Source organism: Oryzihumus sp., from assembly GCF_036391795.1.
GTDB lineage: Bacteria > Actinomycetota > Actinomycetes > Actinomycetales > Dermatophilaceae > Oryzihumus.
In genome coordinates, this window is the sequence record NZ_DASVZH010000072.1 from 22,216 (window position 1) to 40,775 (window position 18,560).

Here is an 18,560-nt window from a genome sequence, read left to right on the forward strand (position 1 = left end):
CGAAAAAACGGCCGCCCCCGCAGCGCAGTGCAGGGGCGGCCGGTATGCCGTTGGGCGTGACCTCAGCGGGTCTCGCGGTGCTGCGTGTGCTTGCCGCAGCGGGGGCAGAACTTCGCCAGCTCCAGACGGTCAGGGTCGTTGCGGCGGTTCTTCTTGGTGATGTAGTTGCGCTCCTTGCAGTCCACGCACGCCATCGTGATCTTGGGGCGGACGTCGGTGCTCTTGCTGGCCACGGGGCAACCTGCTCTCGAAACTCACGGAAGAACTACGGGTAGGGCGCGTGCGCAGCGAGCGCGCAACGACGCACCAGAGTACGCGATCCCGAGGGAGATCCCGAAATCGCGCTGGTAGCGGGGGCGGGACTTGAACCCGCGACACCACGATTATGAGCCGTGTGCTCTGACCACCTGAGCTACCCCGCCAGGGGTTCCGGTGCCCCGGTCGGCCGCCCCGAGGAGCGGCCGCCGGACCCGGACTGAGCCCCAATAGGGAATCGAACCCTAGACCTTTTCCTTACCATGGAAACGCTCTGCCGACTGAGCTATTGGGGCAAGTCGAACGGCTGTCGCCGCCCGGCTTTGCGTCGCCGAGAGTACACGTTCCCGGCCCCGGACCTGAAATCGGCGCCCCCGCGTCCGTGTCACCCCTTCGGACGGTCCCGACGTAGCGCGGCGATGCCCCCTTTGGTGGAGCAGCGCCACGTGCTCGCGGGCATAGACCGGAAGCGGCCGCTCGGCCACACCTCGACTCCATCGTGAAGGGGGAGCCATGCGCCATCGGTATCGCGTGACCCTGGTCGCAGGGGTCACGGCCATTGCCTCCGCGCTGCTCGCCGTGCCCGCCCGGGCCGGCGGCAGCGACCACCACACGTGGACCGTCCACCCCGGCACAGGCACCATCGCCGCCGCCGTGGCCAAGGCACACGACGGGGACACCCTGCTGCTGAAGGCGGGCACGTTCCACGACAGCGTCATCATCACCAAGTCGCTGACGATCCGGGGCGCCGGCTGGGACAGGACGACTGTCCGGCCGCCGTCGAGCCACCCCGGCTGCACGGTGATGGGCGGGGTCCACGGGCTCTGCCTGTTCGGCGCGACGGACTCCAAGTTCAACCCGATCTTCACCGACAGGCTCAAGGACGTCTCGGTCTCCCGCATCCGCTTCACCGGGTTCTCCGGGATCGGCGTGGTCGGCTTCAACACCGACCACCTGTTGGTGACTCACGTCCGGTCGGACCACAACGGCCAGTACGGCATCGCGCGGTTCGCGTCCATCCACTCGCTGTTCGCCCATGACTCCGCGTCGTGGGATGGCGAGGCCGGCCTCTACCTGGGCGACTCGCCCCACGGCGACAGCGTCGTCCGGGACAGCTGGAGCGACCACAGCAACTTCGGCATCTTCCTCCGGGACAGCACCGGACTGTCCGCCCTCGACAACCACGTCTGGGGCAACTGCGTCGGCGTGATGGCCCTCAACACCGGCGGCGAGGCGCCGTACGACATCCCGGCCGGTGACTACCGCATCGCCGGCAACACCGTCTGGGCCAACGACAAGGCGTGCCCGGCCGGCGAGGACGGCCCGGCCCTGTCCGGCCTCGGCATCCTGCTGGCGGGGGTGCACGACAGCGTGGTCCGCGACAACACCGTCAACAACAACAAGCCCGGTGGCCCGACCCTGGGCTCGGGTGGGATCGCGATCGTCTCGACGAAGGCGATGCACGGCACGGACCCGACGGACAACACCGTGGCCGGCAACGACGCCCACGGCAACGTCCCGGCCGACATCGTCTGGGACAAGACCGGCTCCGGCAACGTGGTCCGCGGCAACGACTGCGGCAAGGCCCTCCCGGACAACCTGGGCTGGTGCCACAGGTGAGGGCGCCGGCCTGACCACCCCCTGACCCCGCCGGGCCCTCCGGCGGGGTCAGCCAGCCGGGATGTCCTCGGGCTCCATCTCGTCGGCGTAGCGCACCTCGGAGACGTTCCACTCCTGCTGCAGAGCGGTGATGTCGGCCCGGGTGGTGATGTCACGAACGGCCCTGGTCGGGTCGGACGCCTCGGCCGGCGGCACCAGCGCGGCCTGCCAGTGGCCGCGCTCCGGGACAGGGCTCACCGCGATGTAGAGGTCCATGCGGTGACGGTATCCCGCAGCCGGCGAATGCCACCGCCACCGCGCCGCCGCCGGGAAACGGTTGACCGCCGGAGGAGGCAAGCCGCCTGCTGGAGGACCACCTGGCTGGGGTGGAGGGCAAGGCAAGGCGCCTGACCCGCCGAGCCGCGGCGGCTGGTGGGCTGAGGCTCAGTGCCCGTGCGGGTCGGCCCAGGCGTGCTTGGTGACGATGTAGACCCGCCCGTCGGCCAGCTCCAGCGCCACGGCGCGCAGCCAGGGCTTGGGTTGGGGCCAGTGGCCGGCCGCCCTGAGCTCGCGCTCGAGGGTGGCCTCGATCTCGAGCATGGGGTGGTTGAGCTGGGCCGCGGCCACCTTGTTGATCACCGACTGGATCTCCAGCTGGGCGTGGTCGTGGACCTCCTGGTCGACCTCCATGACCTCCTCCTCGGGGCCGGGGAGCCCGCGGCTTCGGGGCTCCGTTGGCCTTACCGTGCCCCTGGCGGCCTCGGCAGGCAAGTCCCGAAAGACCTTGAGCCGCAGGCGGGTCGGCCGGTGATCAGGCGGAGGCTTCGACGCGGCGGGGACCCTCGGCACCGGGGGCGGGCAGGTGGTGCAGGGCCGTGACGAGCGGCGCCAGCTCGGGCATCTGCTCGGCCTCGGCCAGGGCGCTACCGAGCACCTCGTCGTGGGTCGGCCGGGCCGCGTCGAGCAGCTCGCGGCCCGCGTCGGTGAGCTCGGTGTAGATCCCCCGCCGGTCCTCCTGGCACAGGATCCGGGTCAGCAGGCCGCGATCCTCCAGCCGGGTGACGAGTCGGGTCGTGGCACTCCCCGAGAGTGCGGCGGCTCGCGCGAGCTGCTGCATCCGCATGTGCCAGCCGTCCTGGCGCGAGAGCGCATCCAGGACGGTGAACTCGACCACCGACAGGTCGTGGCCGGACTGCAGCGCCTTCTCCAGGGCGGCCTCGATCCGCCCGTGCAGCGCGGCGAGGGTGCGCCACCCCTGCGCCCGGATCTGGACGGCGTCATCGGCGATCCCCATCGGAGCGCTCCTTCCTCGAGCAGCCGGCGTCCCGCCGGCCCGTTCTGGCGCCCCCATCTTAACGCGTTTTGAAATAAAGCGCGTCTGCAACTACATTCCTTCTTGGCGCTGCTAGTTGCAGACGCCGCATATTGCACCAGGGAGGATCACGTGAGCACCCAGCTCGCCGAGCCCACGACACGGGCCGCAGAGACCAACCGCACCTCGTCGCGCCGTCCGCCAGCAGCCTTGGTGGCGTTGATGATCGGCGCGTTCGGGATCGGCATGACCGAGTTCATCGTCGCCGGGCTGCTCCCGGACATCTCGTCCGACCTGCACGTCTCGCTGTCCGCCGCAGGGCTGCTGGTCAGCGGCTACGCGGCCGGCGTCGCCGTCGGCGCTCCCCTGCTGACCGCCCTCACCGGCAGGCTGGACCGCAAGCACCTGCTCATCGGCCTGATGGCCATCTTCATCGTGGGCAACCTCGTCGGGGCCCTCGCCCCGAGCTATGGGGTCCTGATGACCGCGCGCGTCATCGCCGCCTTCGCCCACGGCACCTTCTTCGCGGTCGGCTCGATCGTCGCCACCCAGGTGGTGCCCCCGGGCAAGGGCGCCGCCGCCATCGCGACGATGTTCACCGGCCTGACCTTCGCCAACGTCATCGGCGTGCCCGCCGGGACCGTCATCGGCCACCAGCTCGGCTGGCGCGCCACGTTCTGGGTCATCACGGCGCTCGGCGTCGTCGGCGCCGCGCTCATCGCCGTGCTCGTGCCGTCCCTGAAGGTCCAGGACCCGCCCAGCCTGCGTCAGGAGGTGGGGGTGCTGCGCCGCCCGCAGGTCCTGCTGGCCCTGGCGATGACGCTGTTCGGCTACGGCGGCATCTTCGTGGCCTTCACCTACATCGCCCCGATCCTGGAGCAGATCAGCGGGTTCTCGCAGTCCATGGTGACGGCGCTGCTCGTCCTGTTCGGCCTGGGCCTGTTCGTCGGCAACACCCTCGGCGGCAAGCTCGCGGACCGGCACGTCATGCGCGCCCTCATGGGGATCCTCACGGCCCTCGCCGCGGTCCTGGCAGCGCTGTCGGTGACCGCCCACCACCAGGTCGCCGCTGCAGTCACCGTGTTCCTGCTCGGCGCCGCCGGCTTCGGCACGGTGCCCGGTCTGCAGCTGCGGGTGATGGACAAGGCCGAGGGCGCACCCAATGTCGCCTCGGCACTGAACATCGGCGCGTTCAACCTCGGTATCGCCGGCGGCGCGTTCCTCGGCGGCGTGGTCGTCGACAGCCCCCTCGGCCTCGGGGCGACCCCGTGGGTGGGCGCCCTGGTCACGCTGGTCGGCCTCGCCCTGGCCGCGGTGTCCGCCCGGATGGACCGGACGCGGCGCGGCTGAGCCAGACACCCGACATACCGGGCGTCGCGGGAGAGGCCCCCTCCGGCTGGTGCCGGAGGGGGCCTTGCACCGTGCGGCGCCGGAAGGGGCGGACCCCCTTGCCGGACCACCGGGACCAGGACGAACGTTGCTGGTGGCGCGTTGCGCGTTCGCAGGCAGCCAGCGCCCCGGCTGGGTGCTGATCGCGACGGCCACGCCAGGAGGTCACGATGTTCATCCAGGTCATCCAAGGCAAGGTCGCCGACGCCGAGCGCCTGCAGGCGCAGATGGACGCGTGGGTCCGTGAGCTGCAGCCGGGCGCGACCGGCTGGCTGGGCTCGACCGCCGGCACCACCGACGACGGCACCTACGTGTGCACGGTGCGCTTCGAGTCCGAGGACGCGGCACGGCGCAACAGCGAGCGGCTCGAACAGGGCGCGTGGTGGGCCGAGACGGAGACGTGCTTCGCCGGTCCGGTGACGTTCATCGACTGCCCCGACGTGTCCGAGTGGCTGCAGGGCGGCTCGGACGACGCCGGCTTCGTGCAGGTCATGGAGGGCCACACCAGCGACGCCACCCGGATGCGCGAGCTGCTCGAGCGCAGCGCAGAGGAGATCCATCGGCTGCGCCCCGAGATCATCGGCGGCACCGTGGCGCTGCAGCCCAACGGCGACTATGTCGAGACGGTGTACTTCACCGACGAGGCGCAGGCGCGTGCCCACGAGCGCGCCGAGATGCCCGCCGACCTCGCCGAGGCGATGCGCGAGGAGCAGGAGGTCATGGGCACCGTGACCTACCTGGACCTGCACCATCCGTGGCTGGTGTCGGCCGCCCGCTGAAGGCCGACGGACGCCGCGAGCGGTCGCCGGCTCAGGTCAGCGTGGCCCCCTCGAGCAGCCGCAGGACCGCGGCCAGAGGGGGCCACGCCGCCCGCCCGCGACGGGTGACGGCGTAGGCGCGCAGCGTCACGTCGGGCTGATGCAGCGGCAGCAACGCGACCGCCGGGATCGTCGGCTGATCGGCCGGCAGCAGACCCACACCCAGGCCCGCCGCCACCATGTCCTGGACCAGGTCCAGGCTGTCGGCCCGGTGCGCCACGCGCGGCGCGAAGCCGGCCAACGAGGCGAGGATGCGCACGACCTCCTCGTCAGCGGTGTTGCGCGAGTTGACGATCCAGTCCGCGTCACGGAACCGGCCGACCACGGCGCGTGCGATCCCGTCCGCCCGGTCGACCCCAGCCGGCACCCCGAGCGCCCAAGCCGCGGTGCCCAGCGGCGCGGTGTCCACGGCCGGGTCGAACGTCGCCGGCGCCAGGTCGTAGTCGTAGGTCAGCGCCAGGTCCACGTCGTCGGCGGCCAGCAGCTGCAACGCCTCTGCCGGCTCGTGCTCGTGGATGCGCAGGCCGACGCCGGGATGCCGCTCGGCGAGCTGCGCCACGACGGGCAGCAGGGCGCGGCGGACGGCCGTGGCGAACGCGGCCACCCGCACCGTGCCCACCGGCTCGGCGGACGGGTCGAGGTCGAGCCGGGCCTCCTCCAGCGCCGCGAGGACGGTGACCGCGTGGTCGGCCAGCCGCCGCCCGGCCGGGGTGAGGCGCACCCGGCGTCCGACCGGCTCGACCAACGGGGTGCCGACCTCACGGGCTAGGGCGGAGACCTGCTGGGAGACGGTCGAGGTGGTGGTGCCCAGAGACTCGGCGACCTCGCGCATCGACCCCAGGCGCGACAGCTGCAGCAGCATCTCCAGGCGGCGCGGGTCCATCTCCCGATTGTTCAGGATTCGCGAACGGTATGTCTATGTTTCTCACGTGGACACGGACGGTCGTCACTGGCTCTACTGGAGCCATGAGCACGCCCACCACCGCCCGCAGCCACGCCCGAACCGGCACCCTCATGGCCGTCGGGTCCATGACCTGCGTCCAGCTCGGGCTCGCCCTGTCGGTAGGCCTGTTCAGCCGGGTCGGGCCGCTGGGCGCGGCGTGGCTGCGGCTGGCCTGGGCCGGCCTCGTCCTGCTCGTCGTGGTCCGTCCCCGGCCGTCCCGGTTCGGCCGCCGCGGGCTGCTGACCGCGGCCGCGCTCGGTGTGGTCACAGCCGGGCTGACGATGCTCTTCATGGCGGCGGTCGCCCGGCTGCCCCTCGGCACCGCCAGCGCCCTGGAGTTCCTGGGGCCGCTGGGCGTGGCGGCCGCACGCAGCCACCGGGCCCGCCAGCTGGTGTGGCCGGCCCTCGCCGCGGCCGGCGTGCTGCTGCTCACCCGCCCGTGGGAGGGCACGGCCGACCTGGTCGGGGTCGGCTTCGCCCTCGGCGCCGCGGCATGCTGGGCGGCCTACATCCTGCTCACCCAGGCGGTCGGCGACGAGGTGTCGGGGATCCAGGGGCTGGCGGTGTCGCTGCCCGTGGCCGGCCTCGTCGCGACCGCCGTCGCCGGCGGCTCGGTCCTGCCCCACCTCACGCCGTCCCTCGCCCTGGCCGGTCTCGGCCTGGCCCTGCTCCTGCCGGTGGTCCCGTTCAGCCTGGAGCTGCTGGCCCTGCGCCGGCTGACAACGGCCGCGTTCGGCACCCTCATGAGCCTCGAGCCCGCGATCGCGCTCGTCGCCGGCCTGGTCCTGCTGCACCAGGTGCCGGACCCCGTCGCCCTGGCCGGCATGGCGTTCGTCGTGGCCGCGGGCGTCGGCGCCGAGCGGACCGGCGCGCGCCACCACGCGCCGCAGCCCGGCCAGGCGTCCCTCGAACCGGCGACCTGCTGACGCGGGGCAAGCACCCGGCATACACACGAAAGGGGCCCCGTTCGGCTGACTACGGACGGGGCCCTGGCCTGAGGCCAGCGGTGCATCGGTCGGTCTGCCCGGGACGTACGCCTCTGCGGCCATGACGTGGGCGCGCAGTGAACTGAGGCATGAGCACCAGGTGGGCCCCTCGGCGCGCGCCCCGGCCGCGAGTTCCTCGCTTCGGGACGGTCGCAGTGCTCAAGGTCGTCTGGGGCACCTGGCGTGCCGAGCGGGTCGGCGACGCCGCCATCCATCGGCTTCAACAGGAGCGCCTGGGCCGTCTCGTCCGCCATGCGCGGACGGCGTCGCCGTACTACCGCCGGCTGTACCAGGGCCTGCCCCCGCGGGTCAGCGACCCCCTGCTGCTGCCGCCGGTGGGCAAGCGGGACCTCATGGCCCACTTCGACGAGTGGGTGACCGACCCCGACGTCACCCTGGCGGGACTCGAGCGCGACTTCCTCCCCGACCTCTCCCTCGTGGGAAGTCCGTATCTGGGGCGCTACCACGTGTTCACCACCTCGGGGACGACCGGTGAACCGGCCATCCTGCTCCATGACCGCGAGTCGTGGCGGGTCATGCACGTCGTCAGCCGCCTTCGCGCGCGGCGAAGCATCGCGATGAGAAACCTGGTGCCACAGCTGCGACGCCGCGGGATCCGGTCGGCCGTCCTGTTCGCCACCGGCGGCCACTACGGCGGCGTGGTGCTCACCGAGAGCACCCGGCGACGCTCGGCCTTCCTGGCGCGGCGGGTGCGTGTCTTCTCGGTGCTCAGGCCGGTCGCGGAGCTGGTGGAGGAGCTGAACGGGTTCCAGCCGACGTTCATCGGGGGCTACCCCAGCGCGCTGGCGTTGCTGGCGGCGGAACAGCGGGCCGGCCGGCTCTGGATCAGCCCGCTCCGGGCGACGAGCACGGGCGAGACGATGACGGCCACCACTCGTCGGGCGATCGAGACCGCGCTGGGGTGCCCGGTCATCGAAGGGTACGGAGCCTCGGAGGTCCCGGCGCTGGCCGTCCAGTGCGCGCTCGGCTCGTTGCACGTCAACACCGACTGGTACCTGCTCGAGCCGGTCGACGAGCGCTACCAACCGGTCCCGGCCGGCACGTTGTCCCACACGGTGCTGGTGACCAACCTCGCCAACCGGGTGCAGCCGGTGATCCGCTACGACCTCGGCGACCGGGTGGAGCTGGCCGCCACGCGGTGCCCGTGCGGGAGCGCGCTGCCGACGGTGAAGGTCGAGGGTCGCACCAACGACGTCCTCGCGTTCGAGCTGCCGGACGGACGCGTGGTCCGGGTGCTGCCGCTCGCGCTCGGCACCGTCATCGAGGAGACGCCCGGCGTGCGCCGGTTCCAGGCGATCCGGACCGCGCCGACGACCCTCACCATCAGGCTGGAGCCGACGCCGGGGGCCGACCCGGCCACCGTGTGGTCAGCCGTGACGGAGCGGTTGGAAGGGTTCCTCGCCTCCCACGGCGCCGCCGCGGTCTGCGTCGAGCGTGCCACCGAGCCACCCTTCGCCGACCCCCGCAGCGGGAAGTTCCGACAGGTGTGGTCCGTCTGAGGGTGGGGCCGCGTTCCGGACACGAGGGGCTGGAGGTGCTGGCCGTCGGGCTGGGCACGCGGCCTAGGGGTTGAACTCGACCCGCGTCCACGAGACGGAGTGGAGCCAGTCGGTGCGGTCCAGGGCCCAGCCCGCCACGAGGTGGTGCGCGGACTCGACGTCGCCGACGGCGGTGTGGAAATGGCTTTCCGGGCCGCCGGCGCGGTGCTCGACCTCCCACCCCGGATCGGCCTCGGTGCGCAGCACCTGCACGTAGGTCTGGCCGGAGGGGTCGTCGAGGCGTTCGACGATCAGGCAGCTGCCCTGGCCTGCGTCGATGTCCTCCAGGAGCCCGAGCAGGTCGGTGTCCGTGGGGTTGTCCAACGCCACCCCTCCATCGGTGGTCGCCCGCAGCTGCACTCCCCGGGAGCGGGAGGCCGGCGGTGAGGGTTGGCCTGCCATGACGCTGGTCAGCCCGCCGACGCGGCTCGAGCCGCGACGCCGCCGAGGTTGGCGCCATCTGTCGCGGCCTTGCTCGCCTCGAGGGTGGCTGATCGCAGCTCGCTCCGGGCGTAGCGGTGGACCAGCAACGGCAGGAACGTGCGCACCCGCGCATCGGCGAACCGGGCCGCGACCTCATCGAGAACCCGGTCCACGGCCTCGGCCCCGGTGATCGGGTCGAAGTCGCGGTGCAGCTGCGCAGCGACGTCACGCAGCTCGGGGTGCCGCCCGTGGCGGACCCGGGGGCTGAGCGGGGTGGGGACCTGGTCCATGCCTGATGGTTCGGTGCTAGCGCGCGCCATCGCCATCCCCAAACGTCCCGGATCAGGATCGCCGTAACCCCGGTCCGTCAGGGACGACCACAGGGCGAGCACCCGGCATACACACGAAAGACCCCGCCCCGGCTGGTGCCGGGCGGGCCCTCGTCGTGCACTGGTGGCAGGTGAAGGACTCGAACGGCGGAAGCAGAGCATCGACCGCCATGGCGCCCGAGCTGGCGGTGGCGCCGACCTTCCGGTGCGGGGCCTGCCCGGCCGTCGGCGGCACCACCGTCGACGCCGCCCCGAGGCGGCCTGACCATTCGTCGGGCTTGAACATCATCCCGCCGGGAGGACGCCCCGTGAGGTGGCACCGCGGGAGCCTGATCACCTGGTGGTGGCACCCGGATAGGGCAAGGGGTGGTCGTGATGGCGTTTGTGGATGGGATCGTCGTCGCCTCGGTCGGCTTGATGCTCGCGCTGATCTTCCTCATGGCCGGGGCAGCCATCGTCCTCATCATCCCGGAGGCGTTGATGCACTGGGTGCGTCGACAACGCCACAACCATCGGACCGTCTAGGTGTCGGAAGCGGTGACCTCCGGAGACGAAGCCATGGCTGTCGAGCCGACCGACACTGGAACGACAACCCCCGCCGCGCCGACCGGACCAGGAGGGTCTGAGACCGACAACGCCGATGGCAGCACGGACGTCGCGCCGCGCACACCCGGCAGGCTGCGCCGCCTGGGGCACGTCACGCTCCCCGGAAGCTGGGGGCACTTCTCGCCGGGTGCCTGTCGTTCACGCCCTCCCTGCTCCCCCGCGGGGGTCTGATCCAGGGACTGGTCTGGGGCATCACCGCGGCCATCGGCTACGGCCTGGGCGCCGTGGGTGGGTGGGTGTGGCGCGCGTTTGCGGACCGTGAGGCTCGAACGCCCCGCAGCTGGGCGTGGCCGGCTTTTCTGGTCAGTGGTGCTGTCCTCGTGCCCCTCTCCATCGGACTCGGCCAGTACTGGCAGCACGAGATCCGGGCGCTCATGGCGGTGACGGACTACAACGTCGGACTGGTCGTGCTGTCCCCACTCATCGCGGCTGCGCGCCGGCGGCCCGGGGTCGGTCGTGCCCTGGGACACCCTGGGCTACCAGGGGCGCACGTTCGCCGGACTCGGCCCCTCCCCCGCCGACATCGAGAAGGTCACCTGTCCCAGAGCAGGTGCCGCCGGGGCCCAGCGGCACTCGCCTCCTGACCGGCTGCCCCTCGGGCACCACGCCCAATGCGGCTAGATCGGTGCGCCTTGAGTCTCGGTTTTGGCGTCAGTGGATGGGTTGGACGGCTGGGAATGTCCACGTGTGGTCGAGGATCTCGGGGTGCGGGCGGTAGAGCCGCACGGTGTAGTTCCAGCCGTCCATCAGGCGTAGGCAGTTGGGGCGCCCGTCGGAGCAGCCGCCGAGGTGCACCACCACTGAGCCGTCGGGCTCCTTGACCGCGGTGAACTGGTTGATGGTGCAGCCGCCCTCGCCGCTGTCTTCGAAGAAGCCGTCGGCGTCGTACAGCGAGATCGACCAGAACGCGTCGACGGGCACGTCGTGCACGACGATGCGGTATTCCCCGACGGGGAGACCGGGGTCGACCGTGGCGTAGAACGCCTCGCTTTCGGGGAGCCCACCCCAGCCCGTCGCGGTGCCGATGAGGTGGCGCACTGGGTCTACGGCGTCCTGCGTGCCGAACATGCCAGTGCCCCCCGGGACGGTGCGGCCCAAGGCGAGCAGGGCGGAGCGCACCTCGTCGAAGGACTCTTTGTCGTACTCCGGGGCGGTCATCGGTTCGGCCGAGCCGGCCGCGACCGCGAACCGGTCCTGCACCGCGTTGGCTGCGGCCACGTCGGTCGGGTCGGCGGGGTTGGCCAGGACGCGGCCGATGAGCGTGACATAGCGGGTGCCGTGCTCGGCCACCTCGAGCCGGTGCTTCCCGGGCGCGTGAAGCACCCGGTTGGTGAAGTGGTCCGCGTTGACCACCGCCATCGAGAGGTAGCGCGCGCCGGCGTCGGGAAGGGTGACCACGGCCCCGTCCGCCAGGTCCACCACCGCGAAGCTGTACAGCGTGTCACGGTTCATCCGCACGGCCGTCTGCTGGTCCAACGGGGTCGGCACCCGTATGTGGCGGAAGCGGTTGACACCACCGCCGGCGGCCATCAGGTTCGTCATCATCCGCGCGGTCTCCGCGCGCACGAAGTTGTCCACGCTGACTTTCACCGGGGCCCCCACGCCGCCCTCACTTCCACGGGTCGAGGTTCCCGACGCCATCAATCAGGCCCTGGTACATGTTGGCCAGGTCGTCCGGCACGATGTTCGCCAGCCCGGTGGTGGTGATGACCAGGTTCCGAGAGAGCGTCACGGTCCGGAACCGCCACCCTCGAGGTAGGGCCAGCCGCTCACTCAGCGAGGGCAGGTTCACCTCGGTCAGGTCGGGCGCGACGTGGTCAGTGAAGGTCTGCATGACCCAGGTGACCTCGTCCGGGGACCGCAGAAGGTGAACCGGCTTCCCGGCGACGAACTCGTACACGCTGTTGCGGTGGATCTGGGTGCGCCGGTAGGCGAACGCAGACTGGTCCTGACCCGGGTCGAACCCGGCGGGCATGTGCATCTTGGCCACCAGGTTGAACGGCACACCACCGAACGTGGCGGGCTTACCGACCAGGTCGATCGTGAGCGCGTCCATCATCCAGAAGCGGCGGGGGTTCTTCCACACCAGGTCGCACCCGTGCTCCGCGGCCAGCGCCTCGACGTCGATCGCCGCGAACTCCTCGTCCGGGCACGGCCCGCACCCGGTCGTGTTGTACACCAGCGCATCGAAGCCGTCCTCGCCTCGCGTCAAGAGGAACAGCTCGCCCTGCGGATACGCCCGCATGCCCTCAACCCGAATCGTCGTCTCGACCATGAGTCGAACGTACGACGGCGGCACCCACCCGGCCTCACCCTGAAGGGGTGACCGCCGACCGACGCGATGGGGCCAACCGCCAACCCGGACCCGACCCCGGCGGGCAGGGCGTCACGTCCGCATCGGCTAGATCCGGTAGACGGCTGGCTTTCTCGGACCCCCTATAGGGACACATCCAGTGAGGTGCGGACCTCGGGAGGTCGGATCAGAGGATCTGATCATCGGCACAGCCAAGGGGATACTGCTCCACTGGCAGAGGTACTGGCCTTCCTCGTGCCGGGGGCCCCGTCCCAGCCGTCGGGCACTCCCTCCTGCACCGAAAGGCGCCCCCATCCTCCTTGCGAGGGTGGGGAGAGCTTTCTCGTTCAGGCCTCGCGCTGCAACTGGGGTCTCGCGCTGGCGCCTGATCCGTGGCACTTCTTCCATTTCTTCCCCGACCCGCAGGTACACGGCTGGTTAGGGCCGCGGCCCGCGTCGTTATGGGCATAGATGGCCATAAGCTCCGATGGGGCACGGCCCTCCCGAAGGAGCTGGGCCATCGCTGTCATCGGCTCGCGGACATGGTGGAAGAAGGACAGGTATCCCGGGCACAGGTAGTGCTGGCCGGGCTCACCGCTCGGAGCGGTCATGAACCGGTCCTTGGGACAACCCCCGTTGCAGGCGAAAAGTACGTCACAGTCGCGGCAGAAGTGTGTCAGCGTGTCGCGTTTGTCCTGTCCGAACTTCCGCTGCTGCGGCAAGTCGGCTAGCTCGAGCAAGGTCCGGTCGCCGATGTTGCCGAGCAGGTAGTTCGGCTCGACGAAGTGGTCACACGAATACAAGTCGCCATTGTGCTCCAGTGCCAGTTGGGATCCACAGGTCTCCGCGTGCACGCACATGCCCCCGCCCTCCCCGTACCAGGAGGCCAGCGCAGTGTCGAAGATCTGGACGTACACCGACCCGATGTCGCGGCGGACCCAGTCCTCGAACACCTCGATCATGAACCGGCCGTACTGCTCGGGCGAGACCGAGCGACGGGTCGCCAGCGAACCGTCCTGGACGTAAAGGGGCCGGCTGCGCACGCCGCTGCCCCAGCCCTGGTCCGCGATCTGCAGAGTCTCCGGCGTCGCCCGCTCGATGATGGGGATGAACTGGATGAACGACGCGCCCAGCTCATCGCGGAGGTAGCGGTAGACCTCGCCGCCGTGATCGCCGTTGACGGCGTGGATCGTGGTCAGCACGTTCCACTCGACGCCGTGCTTCTTCAGCACGTCCAGACCCTTCAGCACCCGGTGCGAGGTGGGCTTGCCGCCCTTGTCGACGCGATAGCTGTCGTGCATCCGGGGCGGGCCGTCGATCGAGATCCCGACCAGGAAGTCGTTCTCCTTCAAGAACGCGCCCCACTCGTCGTCCAGCAGGGTTCCGTTGGTTTGCAGCGTGTTCAGGACCCGCTGATCCGGACGCTTGAACTGCTTCTGGAGCTCCATCGCCCGCCGGAAGAAGCCCAGTCCCATCATGGTCGGCTCGCCGCCCTGCCAGGCCATCACGACCTCGGACCCGCCCGGGTGGGCCTCCAGCAGTTGCCGGATGTATGTCTCCTGCAGGTCCTCGGCCATGCGGAACCTGCTGCCGGGGTACAACATCTCCTTGGACAGGAAGAAGCAGTACTCACAGTCCAGGTTGCACACGGCCCCCGTCGGCTTGACCATCACGTGGAAGAGGCGCCTCGCCCCCGGCATGGTGGGGGTCGGCCCCGTCGCGGCCGTCGTCTCCATCATCGACCCAGCCGCCTTCGCAACCGGGTGACCGTGACCGGACCACCGGGCTCAGGACCGGCAGCGGCTGCGAACCTGCCGTAGCGACGGGCGAGCGGTGCCGCAGTGAGCCCGTGGGCGACGACGCTGAGCAGGACGGTCGCCGCCAGGACGGTGACGGCCTCGTCCGCGTGGGTTCCCAGCGCGTCCAGCGCGAGAAGCGCGAACACCAGCGAGGCCAGGCCACGCGGCCCGAACCAGCCGACGAACAGGATCGTGATGCGCCCGAGGCCCGCACCGACCGTGGCGACTGCGACGGGCAGCATCCGCACCACCGTGAGGCTCAGGACGGCATAGACGATGTCCTTGGCGTCGATGCGATCGAGCATGATCGGGACGGCGACGGCACCGAACGCCATCCACACCAGCGAGGCCAGCAGGGTGCCCATCTGCTCGAGGAACTCCAGCTCGGCCGGTGCCCGTCGACCGGCGCGGGCCCCGAACGCCAGCCCCCCGCAGAAGGCTGCGACGAAGCCGTTGCCGTGCAGCGCCAGCGCCAAGGCGTACGCGCCCAGCGCGAGAGCCAGGACGGCAATGCCGGCGAACCCCTCAGCGGCGGTCCCGCGTCGGCGGGCCTCACGTAGTGCCAGACCGCCCAGCCCACCGAGCCCGACGCCTACCGCTGCGCCGATGAGCATCTCGACGGCGGCATGCCCGGCGCTCTCGGCGGGCTCCAGTCCGGCAGCGGCAGCCGCGCCGGCGATGGCGAGCATCACCACCGGGGTGGCGATGCCGTCGTTGAGGCCGCTCTCCACGGTGATGAGCTGGCGGATCCGTGAGGGAATGATCGGGTTGGTCACGACCGGCACACCGAGGGCGGCGTCGGTGGGGGCGAGCGCCGCCCCGACGAACAGGGCCAACCACGCGCCGAGCCCCGGAAACATCCAGGCAGCCAACCCCCAGCCGAACAGGATCGTCAGCGGCAAGCCGACCGCCAGCAGGCGCACGTAACCGCCCAGGCCGCGCCGCAGCTCCTGCACGGGCAGTCGTGCGGCGTCGGAGAACAGCACCCACACCAGCGTGAGCTCGACCAGCGGGGTCACGGCCTCGGGCGCCGACGGACCATGAACCAGGCCCAATCCGGCCAGCGTCACGCCCACGGCGATGAACGCGATCGGTGCCGTGACGTCGGCCCGCTCCAGGCGGTTCGAGAGGAGGCCCCAGGCGAACAACGCCACGGCGGCAACTGCAATGACCGTCACCTGCACGGTGGGGCTCTCCTGTCTCGTGGCGGAGGGGGCCATGCTGGTTGCAGGCGGCTCGACGAACCCAGGGGGCCGACTCGGGCCAGGTCCCTCTGGATGCGGGTGGCCGCGACCGTGAACCTGCACTCCGGATACTCGACGATGACGATCTGGCCGGCTGGGCCGAGCTCATCGATCTCGATGCTCACGGATGACTCCTCGGTCCTGGTGGCTCGGCACGGGCGAACCTCTGGGCCTTACGCCTCAACCGGCCGCCCCGTGGGCGAGTGCGGCCTGGGCGGTGGACTCGTGAAGGGTGAGGTCTGTGTCGTGGGCGTGCGGTGCGAGGTCGAAGACGACGTTTCGGACGGTGCCGGTGAAGGCGTACGGCGCCCGGTCCTCGTAGTCGAGGTCGACGACGCCGCCGTTGTCGCGGGAGATGTCCATGCCCGCGTAGGTGGTGAAGATCAGCGAGATGGTGCGCGGGATGTCTCCCCCGCCGATCTGCTTGTCATCGGCCCACAGCGTGACGTGCCCGCCGGTGCCAGGGGTCGGCTCGTCGGCGTCGAACAGCATCTTGAGGGTGACGTCGCCGGTGGGGATCGGCACGGTCGAGGTCTGCCGGTAGGTGTCGATGCCGAGGAACTGGTAGGTGTGGTTCAGCAGGCCGTTCTCGTCCACCCACAGGGCGAACCCACCGATGAAGTCCGCGAAGGCCACGAGCACGCCCTCGGCGCCGTCCTCGGGCACATGGACCTCGGCCTCGATGGCGTACGAGCGACCGATGATCCGTGGGATCTGGGTGGTCTGGATGTTCTGGACGTCGCCTGCGAAGGTGAACCGGGTCTGGGTGGGCATCGGCGGCAGGATCCCGAAGAACACCGCGAACCCGCCGAGGAGCGGAAGGACGCGGTTGCGTTCGGCCTCGGCCCAGAAGAGCTCGACCAGCTCCGCGACCTTCCCGGGGTGCTCGGCGGCGAGGTCGTGGGCCTGGGAGAAGTCGTCGGGCAGGTAGTACAGCTCCCAGCGATCCTGGCCGGGGTCCCAGCCGCTGCCAGGCGCGAACTTCGACAGGGTGGCCGGTGAGAAGTCCCAGGGCAGCTTGTCGAGCTTGGCGCAGGCCCACCAGCCGTCACGGTAGATCGCGCGGCTGCCGTACATTTCGAAGTACTGCACCGTGTGCTGTTCCTCCGCCTGGGCTGCGTCGAAGGTGTAGGCGAAGCTGGTGCCGTCCATCGGTTCCTGCTCGATGCCGTCCACGACGGTGGGCTCGGGAAGGCCGATGACTTCCAGGACCGTGGGGACGATGTCGATGCAGTGGGTGAACTGCGTCCGCAGGTCGCCTCCGCCGGCGATGCGCTGCGGCCAGGAGATGACCATCGGGTCACGTGTCCCGCCGAGGTGACTGGCCATCTGCTTGCCCCACTGGAACGGCGCGTTGTTCGCGTGCGCCCAGGCTGCTGCGAAGTGCGGGGCGGTGTGGAAGCCGCCGAGCTCCTCGAGGCCGCCGTACTTGTCGATCAGCTTCATCTGATCGTCGGCGTCGAGCACCAGGCCGTTGAAGAACGTGGTCTCGTTGAACGAGCCGGTCAGGGTGCCCTCCATCGAGGCGCCGTTGTCGCCCCAGATGTAGATGACCAGAGTGTTGTCCAGCTCGCCCATCTCCTCGACCGCGTCGAGCATTCGGCCGACGTTCCAGTCGGCGTTCTCCGAGTACCCGGCGAACACCTCCATCTGACGGGCGTACAGCTTGCGCTCCCCGTCACTCAGGCTGTCCCAGGCCGGGTACGCCGCGGGTCGTTCGGTGAGCTCGGTGTCGGCCGGGACGATGCCGAGCCTCTTCTGCCGGTCGAGGGTCTTCTGGCGGTACACGTCCCAGCCGTCGTCGAACTGGCCTTGGTACTTGTCCGCCCACTGCTTGGCCACGTGGTGCGGCGCGTGGGTCGCGCCGGTGGAGTAGTAGACGAACCACGGCTTGTCGGCGTCCTGGGCGCGGACGGCGTGCAGCCACTCGACCGCCTTGTCGGTGATGTCGTCCGGGAAGTAGTACAGCTTCCCGTCCGCACCCTCGGGAACGCCCAGGGTCGAGTTGTCCTGGGTGATGATCGGGTCGTACTGACCGGCGGCGCCGGTCAGGAAGCCCCACCAGTGGTCGAAACCCCACCCCGTGGGCCAATGGTCGAACGAGCCCGCCGCCCCCATGTCTTGCCCTGGAGTGATGTGCCACTTGCCGAACCCGCCGGTGATGTACCCGTTCTCCTTCAGGATCCGAGGCAGTGCGGTGCAGGACCGCGGCCGGATACCGGTGTAGCCGGGGAACGGCGCGGGGAACTCCGCGATCCCGCCCATGCCCACCCGGTGGTGGTTGCGACCGGTCAGCATCGCGGCGCGCGTCGGGGAGCAGACCGCGGTCACGTGGAACCGGTTGTACGTGATGCCCCGCTGCTGCACGCGGGTGAGGTTCGGCGTCCGGATGCCACCCCCGAAGGTGTCGGGGCCGCCGAAGCCTGCGTCGTCGATGAGCACGACGAGGACGTTGGGCGCGCCCTCGGGCGCCTTCGTCGGCGCCACGATGCTCCAGTCGCCCACCGACTCGTCCATCGTCTGACCGCCGACGCCGCCGAAGCCGCGGTCGGGCACGGGAAGGATGCTGCGGTCGGGGTTGAACTTGCCCATCGCCTCGGCCAGCTTCGCCTTGAGCTCGTCGAGGCCGCCCTCGTCGCTCTCGACCACGGATTTGACCGGTGAGCCCGGGAGGGCACGCTCGACGTCGAGTCGTGACTCGGCCGGGAACACGCCGATGATCACGGCCGTACCCGCCTTCAGGGCTGCACCCACCTGCTCCTGGATGGCCGCGGTGAGCTCGTTGCCGGCGAAGTGGCCGACCACCGCACCGGCTGCCGCACCCACCGTCACCGCGGCGAGCATGGGCGGGGCGAACAGACCCACCAGCACACCCGCGCCACCGCCCCAACCGGCACCACGACGACCGAGGTGGTTGCCGGTGTCCATCAGGCGCGGCTTTCCATCAGCGTCCTTGCCCACGAGGATCATGCCTTGGCGCGTCAGCCACCTGGCTCCGCCCGGCC

The 18,560-nt window shown here is 70.6% G+C and carries 19 protein-coding genes, 2 tRNA genes and 1 pseudogene; 8 read left to right on the forward strand and 14 right to left on the reverse strand.

Annotation, left to right across the window (positions count from 1 at the left end; translation table 11 throughout):
- Positions 1–62 precede the first annotated feature (62 nt).
- From rpmG to VF825_RS04095, 3 genes are all read right to left on the reverse strand, one after another.
- Entirely contained in the window at positions 63–233 is a 171-nt protein-coding gene (gene rpmG / locus VF825_RS04085) for a 50S ribosomal protein L33 (protein WP_141789386.1), read from the reverse strand.
- 112 nt (positions 234–345) lie between these two features.
- A tRNA-Met gene (locus VF825_RS04090) sits at positions 346–422 on the reverse strand.
- Positions 423–478: 56 nt separating this feature from the next.
- Positions 479–551: transfer RNA gene (locus VF825_RS04095), tRNA-Thr, on the reverse strand.
- Positions 552–768: 217 nt separating this feature from the next.
- On the opposite strand from VF825_RS04095, the gene VF825_RS04100 reads away from it, so the two are divergent.
- On the forward strand, positions 769–1,875 hold the full coding sequence (locus VF825_RS04100) for a right-handed parallel beta-helix repeat-containing protein (protein ID WP_331110417.1): 1,107 nt from the start codon (positions 769–771) through the stop codon (positions 1,873–1,875).
- A 48-nt stretch (positions 1,876–1,923) separates the two neighbouring features.
- On the opposite strand, the gene VF825_RS04105 is transcribed toward VF825_RS04100, so the two are convergent.
- The 3 genes from VF825_RS04105 to VF825_RS04115 all read right to left on the reverse strand — a co-directional run bounded on the left by VF825_RS04105 (position 1,924) and on the right by VF825_RS04115 (position 3,148).
- Positions 1,924–2,130 (reverse strand): hypothetical protein, encoded by a 207-nt coding sequence (locus VF825_RS04105; RefSeq protein WP_331110419.1) that lies wholly within the window; start codon positions 2,128–2,130, stop codon positions 1,924–1,926.
- A gap of 168 nt (positions 2,131–2,298) precedes the next feature.
- Positions 2,299–2,544 (reverse strand): hypothetical protein, encoded by a 246-nt coding sequence (locus VF825_RS04110; RefSeq protein WP_331110421.1) that lies wholly within the window; start codon positions 2,542–2,544, stop codon positions 2,299–2,301.
- A gap of 121 nt (positions 2,545–2,665) precedes the next feature.
- Entirely contained in the window at positions 2,666–3,148 is a 483-nt protein-coding gene (locus tag VF825_RS04115) for a MarR family transcriptional regulator (RefSeq protein ID WP_331110423.1), read from the reverse strand.
- Between the two features lie 150 nt (positions 3,149–3,298).
- Here VF825_RS04115 and VF825_RS04120 point away from each other — a divergent pair, with 150 nt between their 5' ends.
- Both VF825_RS04120 and VF825_RS04125 read left to right on the forward strand, forming a co-directional pair.
- A complete protein-coding gene (locus VF825_RS04120; protein WP_331110425.1) occupies positions 3,299–4,516 on the forward strand; it encodes an MFS transporter in 1,218 nt (405 codons plus the stop codon).
- Positions 4,517–4,725: 209 nt separating this feature from the next.
- Positions 4,726–5,334, forward strand: a complete 609-nt coding sequence (locus tag VF825_RS04125; protein WP_331110427.1) for a hypothetical protein — start codon at positions 4,726–4,728, stop codon at positions 5,332–5,334.
- A gap of 31 nt (positions 5,335–5,365) precedes the next feature.
- Here VF825_RS04125 and VF825_RS04130 read toward each other — a convergent pair whose 3' ends face one another.
- Entirely contained in the window at positions 5,366–6,256 is an 891-nt protein-coding gene (locus VF825_RS04130; protein ID WP_331110429.1) for a LysR family transcriptional regulator, read from the reverse strand.
- A gap of 83 nt (positions 6,257–6,339) precedes the next feature.
- Here VF825_RS04130 and VF825_RS04135 point away from each other — a divergent pair, with 83 nt between their 5' ends.
- Both VF825_RS04135 and VF825_RS04140 read left to right on the forward strand, forming a co-directional pair.
- Positions 6,340–7,242, forward strand: coding sequence for an EamA family transporter (locus tag VF825_RS04135; protein ID WP_331110431.1), 903 nt, complete (start codon positions 6,340–6,342; stop codon positions 7,240–7,242).
- A 149-nt stretch (positions 7,243–7,391) separates the two neighbouring features.
- Entirely contained in the window at positions 7,392–8,822 is a 1,431-nt protein-coding gene (locus VF825_RS04140; protein WP_331110433.1) for a phenylacetate--CoA ligase family protein, read from the forward strand.
- Positions 8,823–8,885: 63 nt separating this feature from the next.
- Here the strand turns inward: VF825_RS04140 and VF825_RS04145 are convergent, their stop codons facing one another.
- Both VF825_RS04145 and VF825_RS04150 read right to left on the reverse strand, forming a co-directional pair.
- Complete coding sequence (locus VF825_RS04145) at positions 8,886–9,185, reverse strand: hypothetical protein (RefSeq protein WP_331110435.1); 300 nt, start codon at positions 9,183–9,185, stop codon at positions 8,886–8,888.
- Positions 9,186–9,271: 86 nt separating this feature from the next.
- Entirely contained in the window at positions 9,272–9,574 is a 303-nt protein-coding gene (locus tag VF825_RS04150) for a three-helix bundle dimerization domain-containing protein (protein ID WP_331110437.1), read from the reverse strand.
- Between the two features lie 414 nt (positions 9,575–9,988).
- Between VF825_RS04150 and VF825_RS04155 the strand changes: the two genes are divergently transcribed.
- The 3 genes and pseudogenes from VF825_RS04155 to VF825_RS04160 all read left to right on the forward strand — a co-directional run bounded on the left by VF825_RS04155 (position 9,989) and on the right by VF825_RS04160 (position 10,840).
- Positions 9,989–10,138 carry a hypothetical protein gene (locus VF825_RS04155; RefSeq protein WP_331110439.1) on the forward strand — a complete coding sequence of 50 codons (150 nt, stop codon included), beginning with the start codon at positions 9,989–9,991 and terminating at the stop codon, positions 10,136–10,138.
- Positions 10,139–10,410: 272 nt separating this feature from the next.
- Positions 10,411–10,579: pseudogene (locus VF825_RS20055) on the forward strand (alpha/beta-hydrolase N-terminal domain-containing protein); the annotation flags it as partial.
- A 69-nt stretch (positions 10,580–10,648) separates the two neighbouring features.
- Entirely contained in the window at positions 10,649–10,840 is a 192-nt protein-coding gene (locus VF825_RS04160; RefSeq protein ID WP_414695763.1) for an alpha/beta-hydrolase N-terminal domain-containing protein, read from the forward strand.
- Between the two features lie 30 nt (positions 10,841–10,870).
- Here the strand turns inward: VF825_RS04160 and VF825_RS04165 are convergent, their stop codons facing one another.
- The 5 genes from VF825_RS04165 to VF825_RS04185 all read right to left on the reverse strand — a co-directional run.
- Entirely contained in the window at positions 10,871–11,797 is a 927-nt protein-coding gene (locus tag VF825_RS04165; RefSeq protein WP_331110443.1) for a DUF1254 domain-containing protein, read from the reverse strand.
- 31 nt (positions 11,798–11,828) lie between these two features.
- Positions 11,829–12,494, reverse strand: a complete 666-nt coding sequence (locus VF825_RS04170; RefSeq protein ID WP_331110446.1) for a hypothetical protein — start codon at positions 12,492–12,494, stop codon at positions 11,829–11,831.
- Between the two features lie 365 nt (positions 12,495–12,859).
- Positions 12,860–14,251 carry an anaerobic sulfatase maturase gene (locus VF825_RS04175; RefSeq protein WP_331110448.1) on the reverse strand — a complete coding sequence of 464 codons (1,392 nt, stop codon included), beginning with the start codon at positions 14,249–14,251 and terminating at the stop codon, positions 12,860–12,862.
- Positions 14,248–15,465, reverse strand: coding sequence for a cation:proton antiporter (locus tag VF825_RS04180; protein WP_414695762.1), 1,218 nt, complete (start codon positions 15,463–15,465; stop codon positions 14,248–14,250). Before VF825_RS04180 ends, VF825_RS04175 begins: the two co-directional genes overlap by 4 nt.
- A 270-nt stretch (positions 15,466–15,735) precedes the next feature.
- Positions 15,736–18,560, reverse strand: a 2,825-nt coding sequence (locus tag VF825_RS04185) for an arylsulfatase (protein ID WP_331110452.1), incomplete at its 5' end; no start/stop codon positions are given.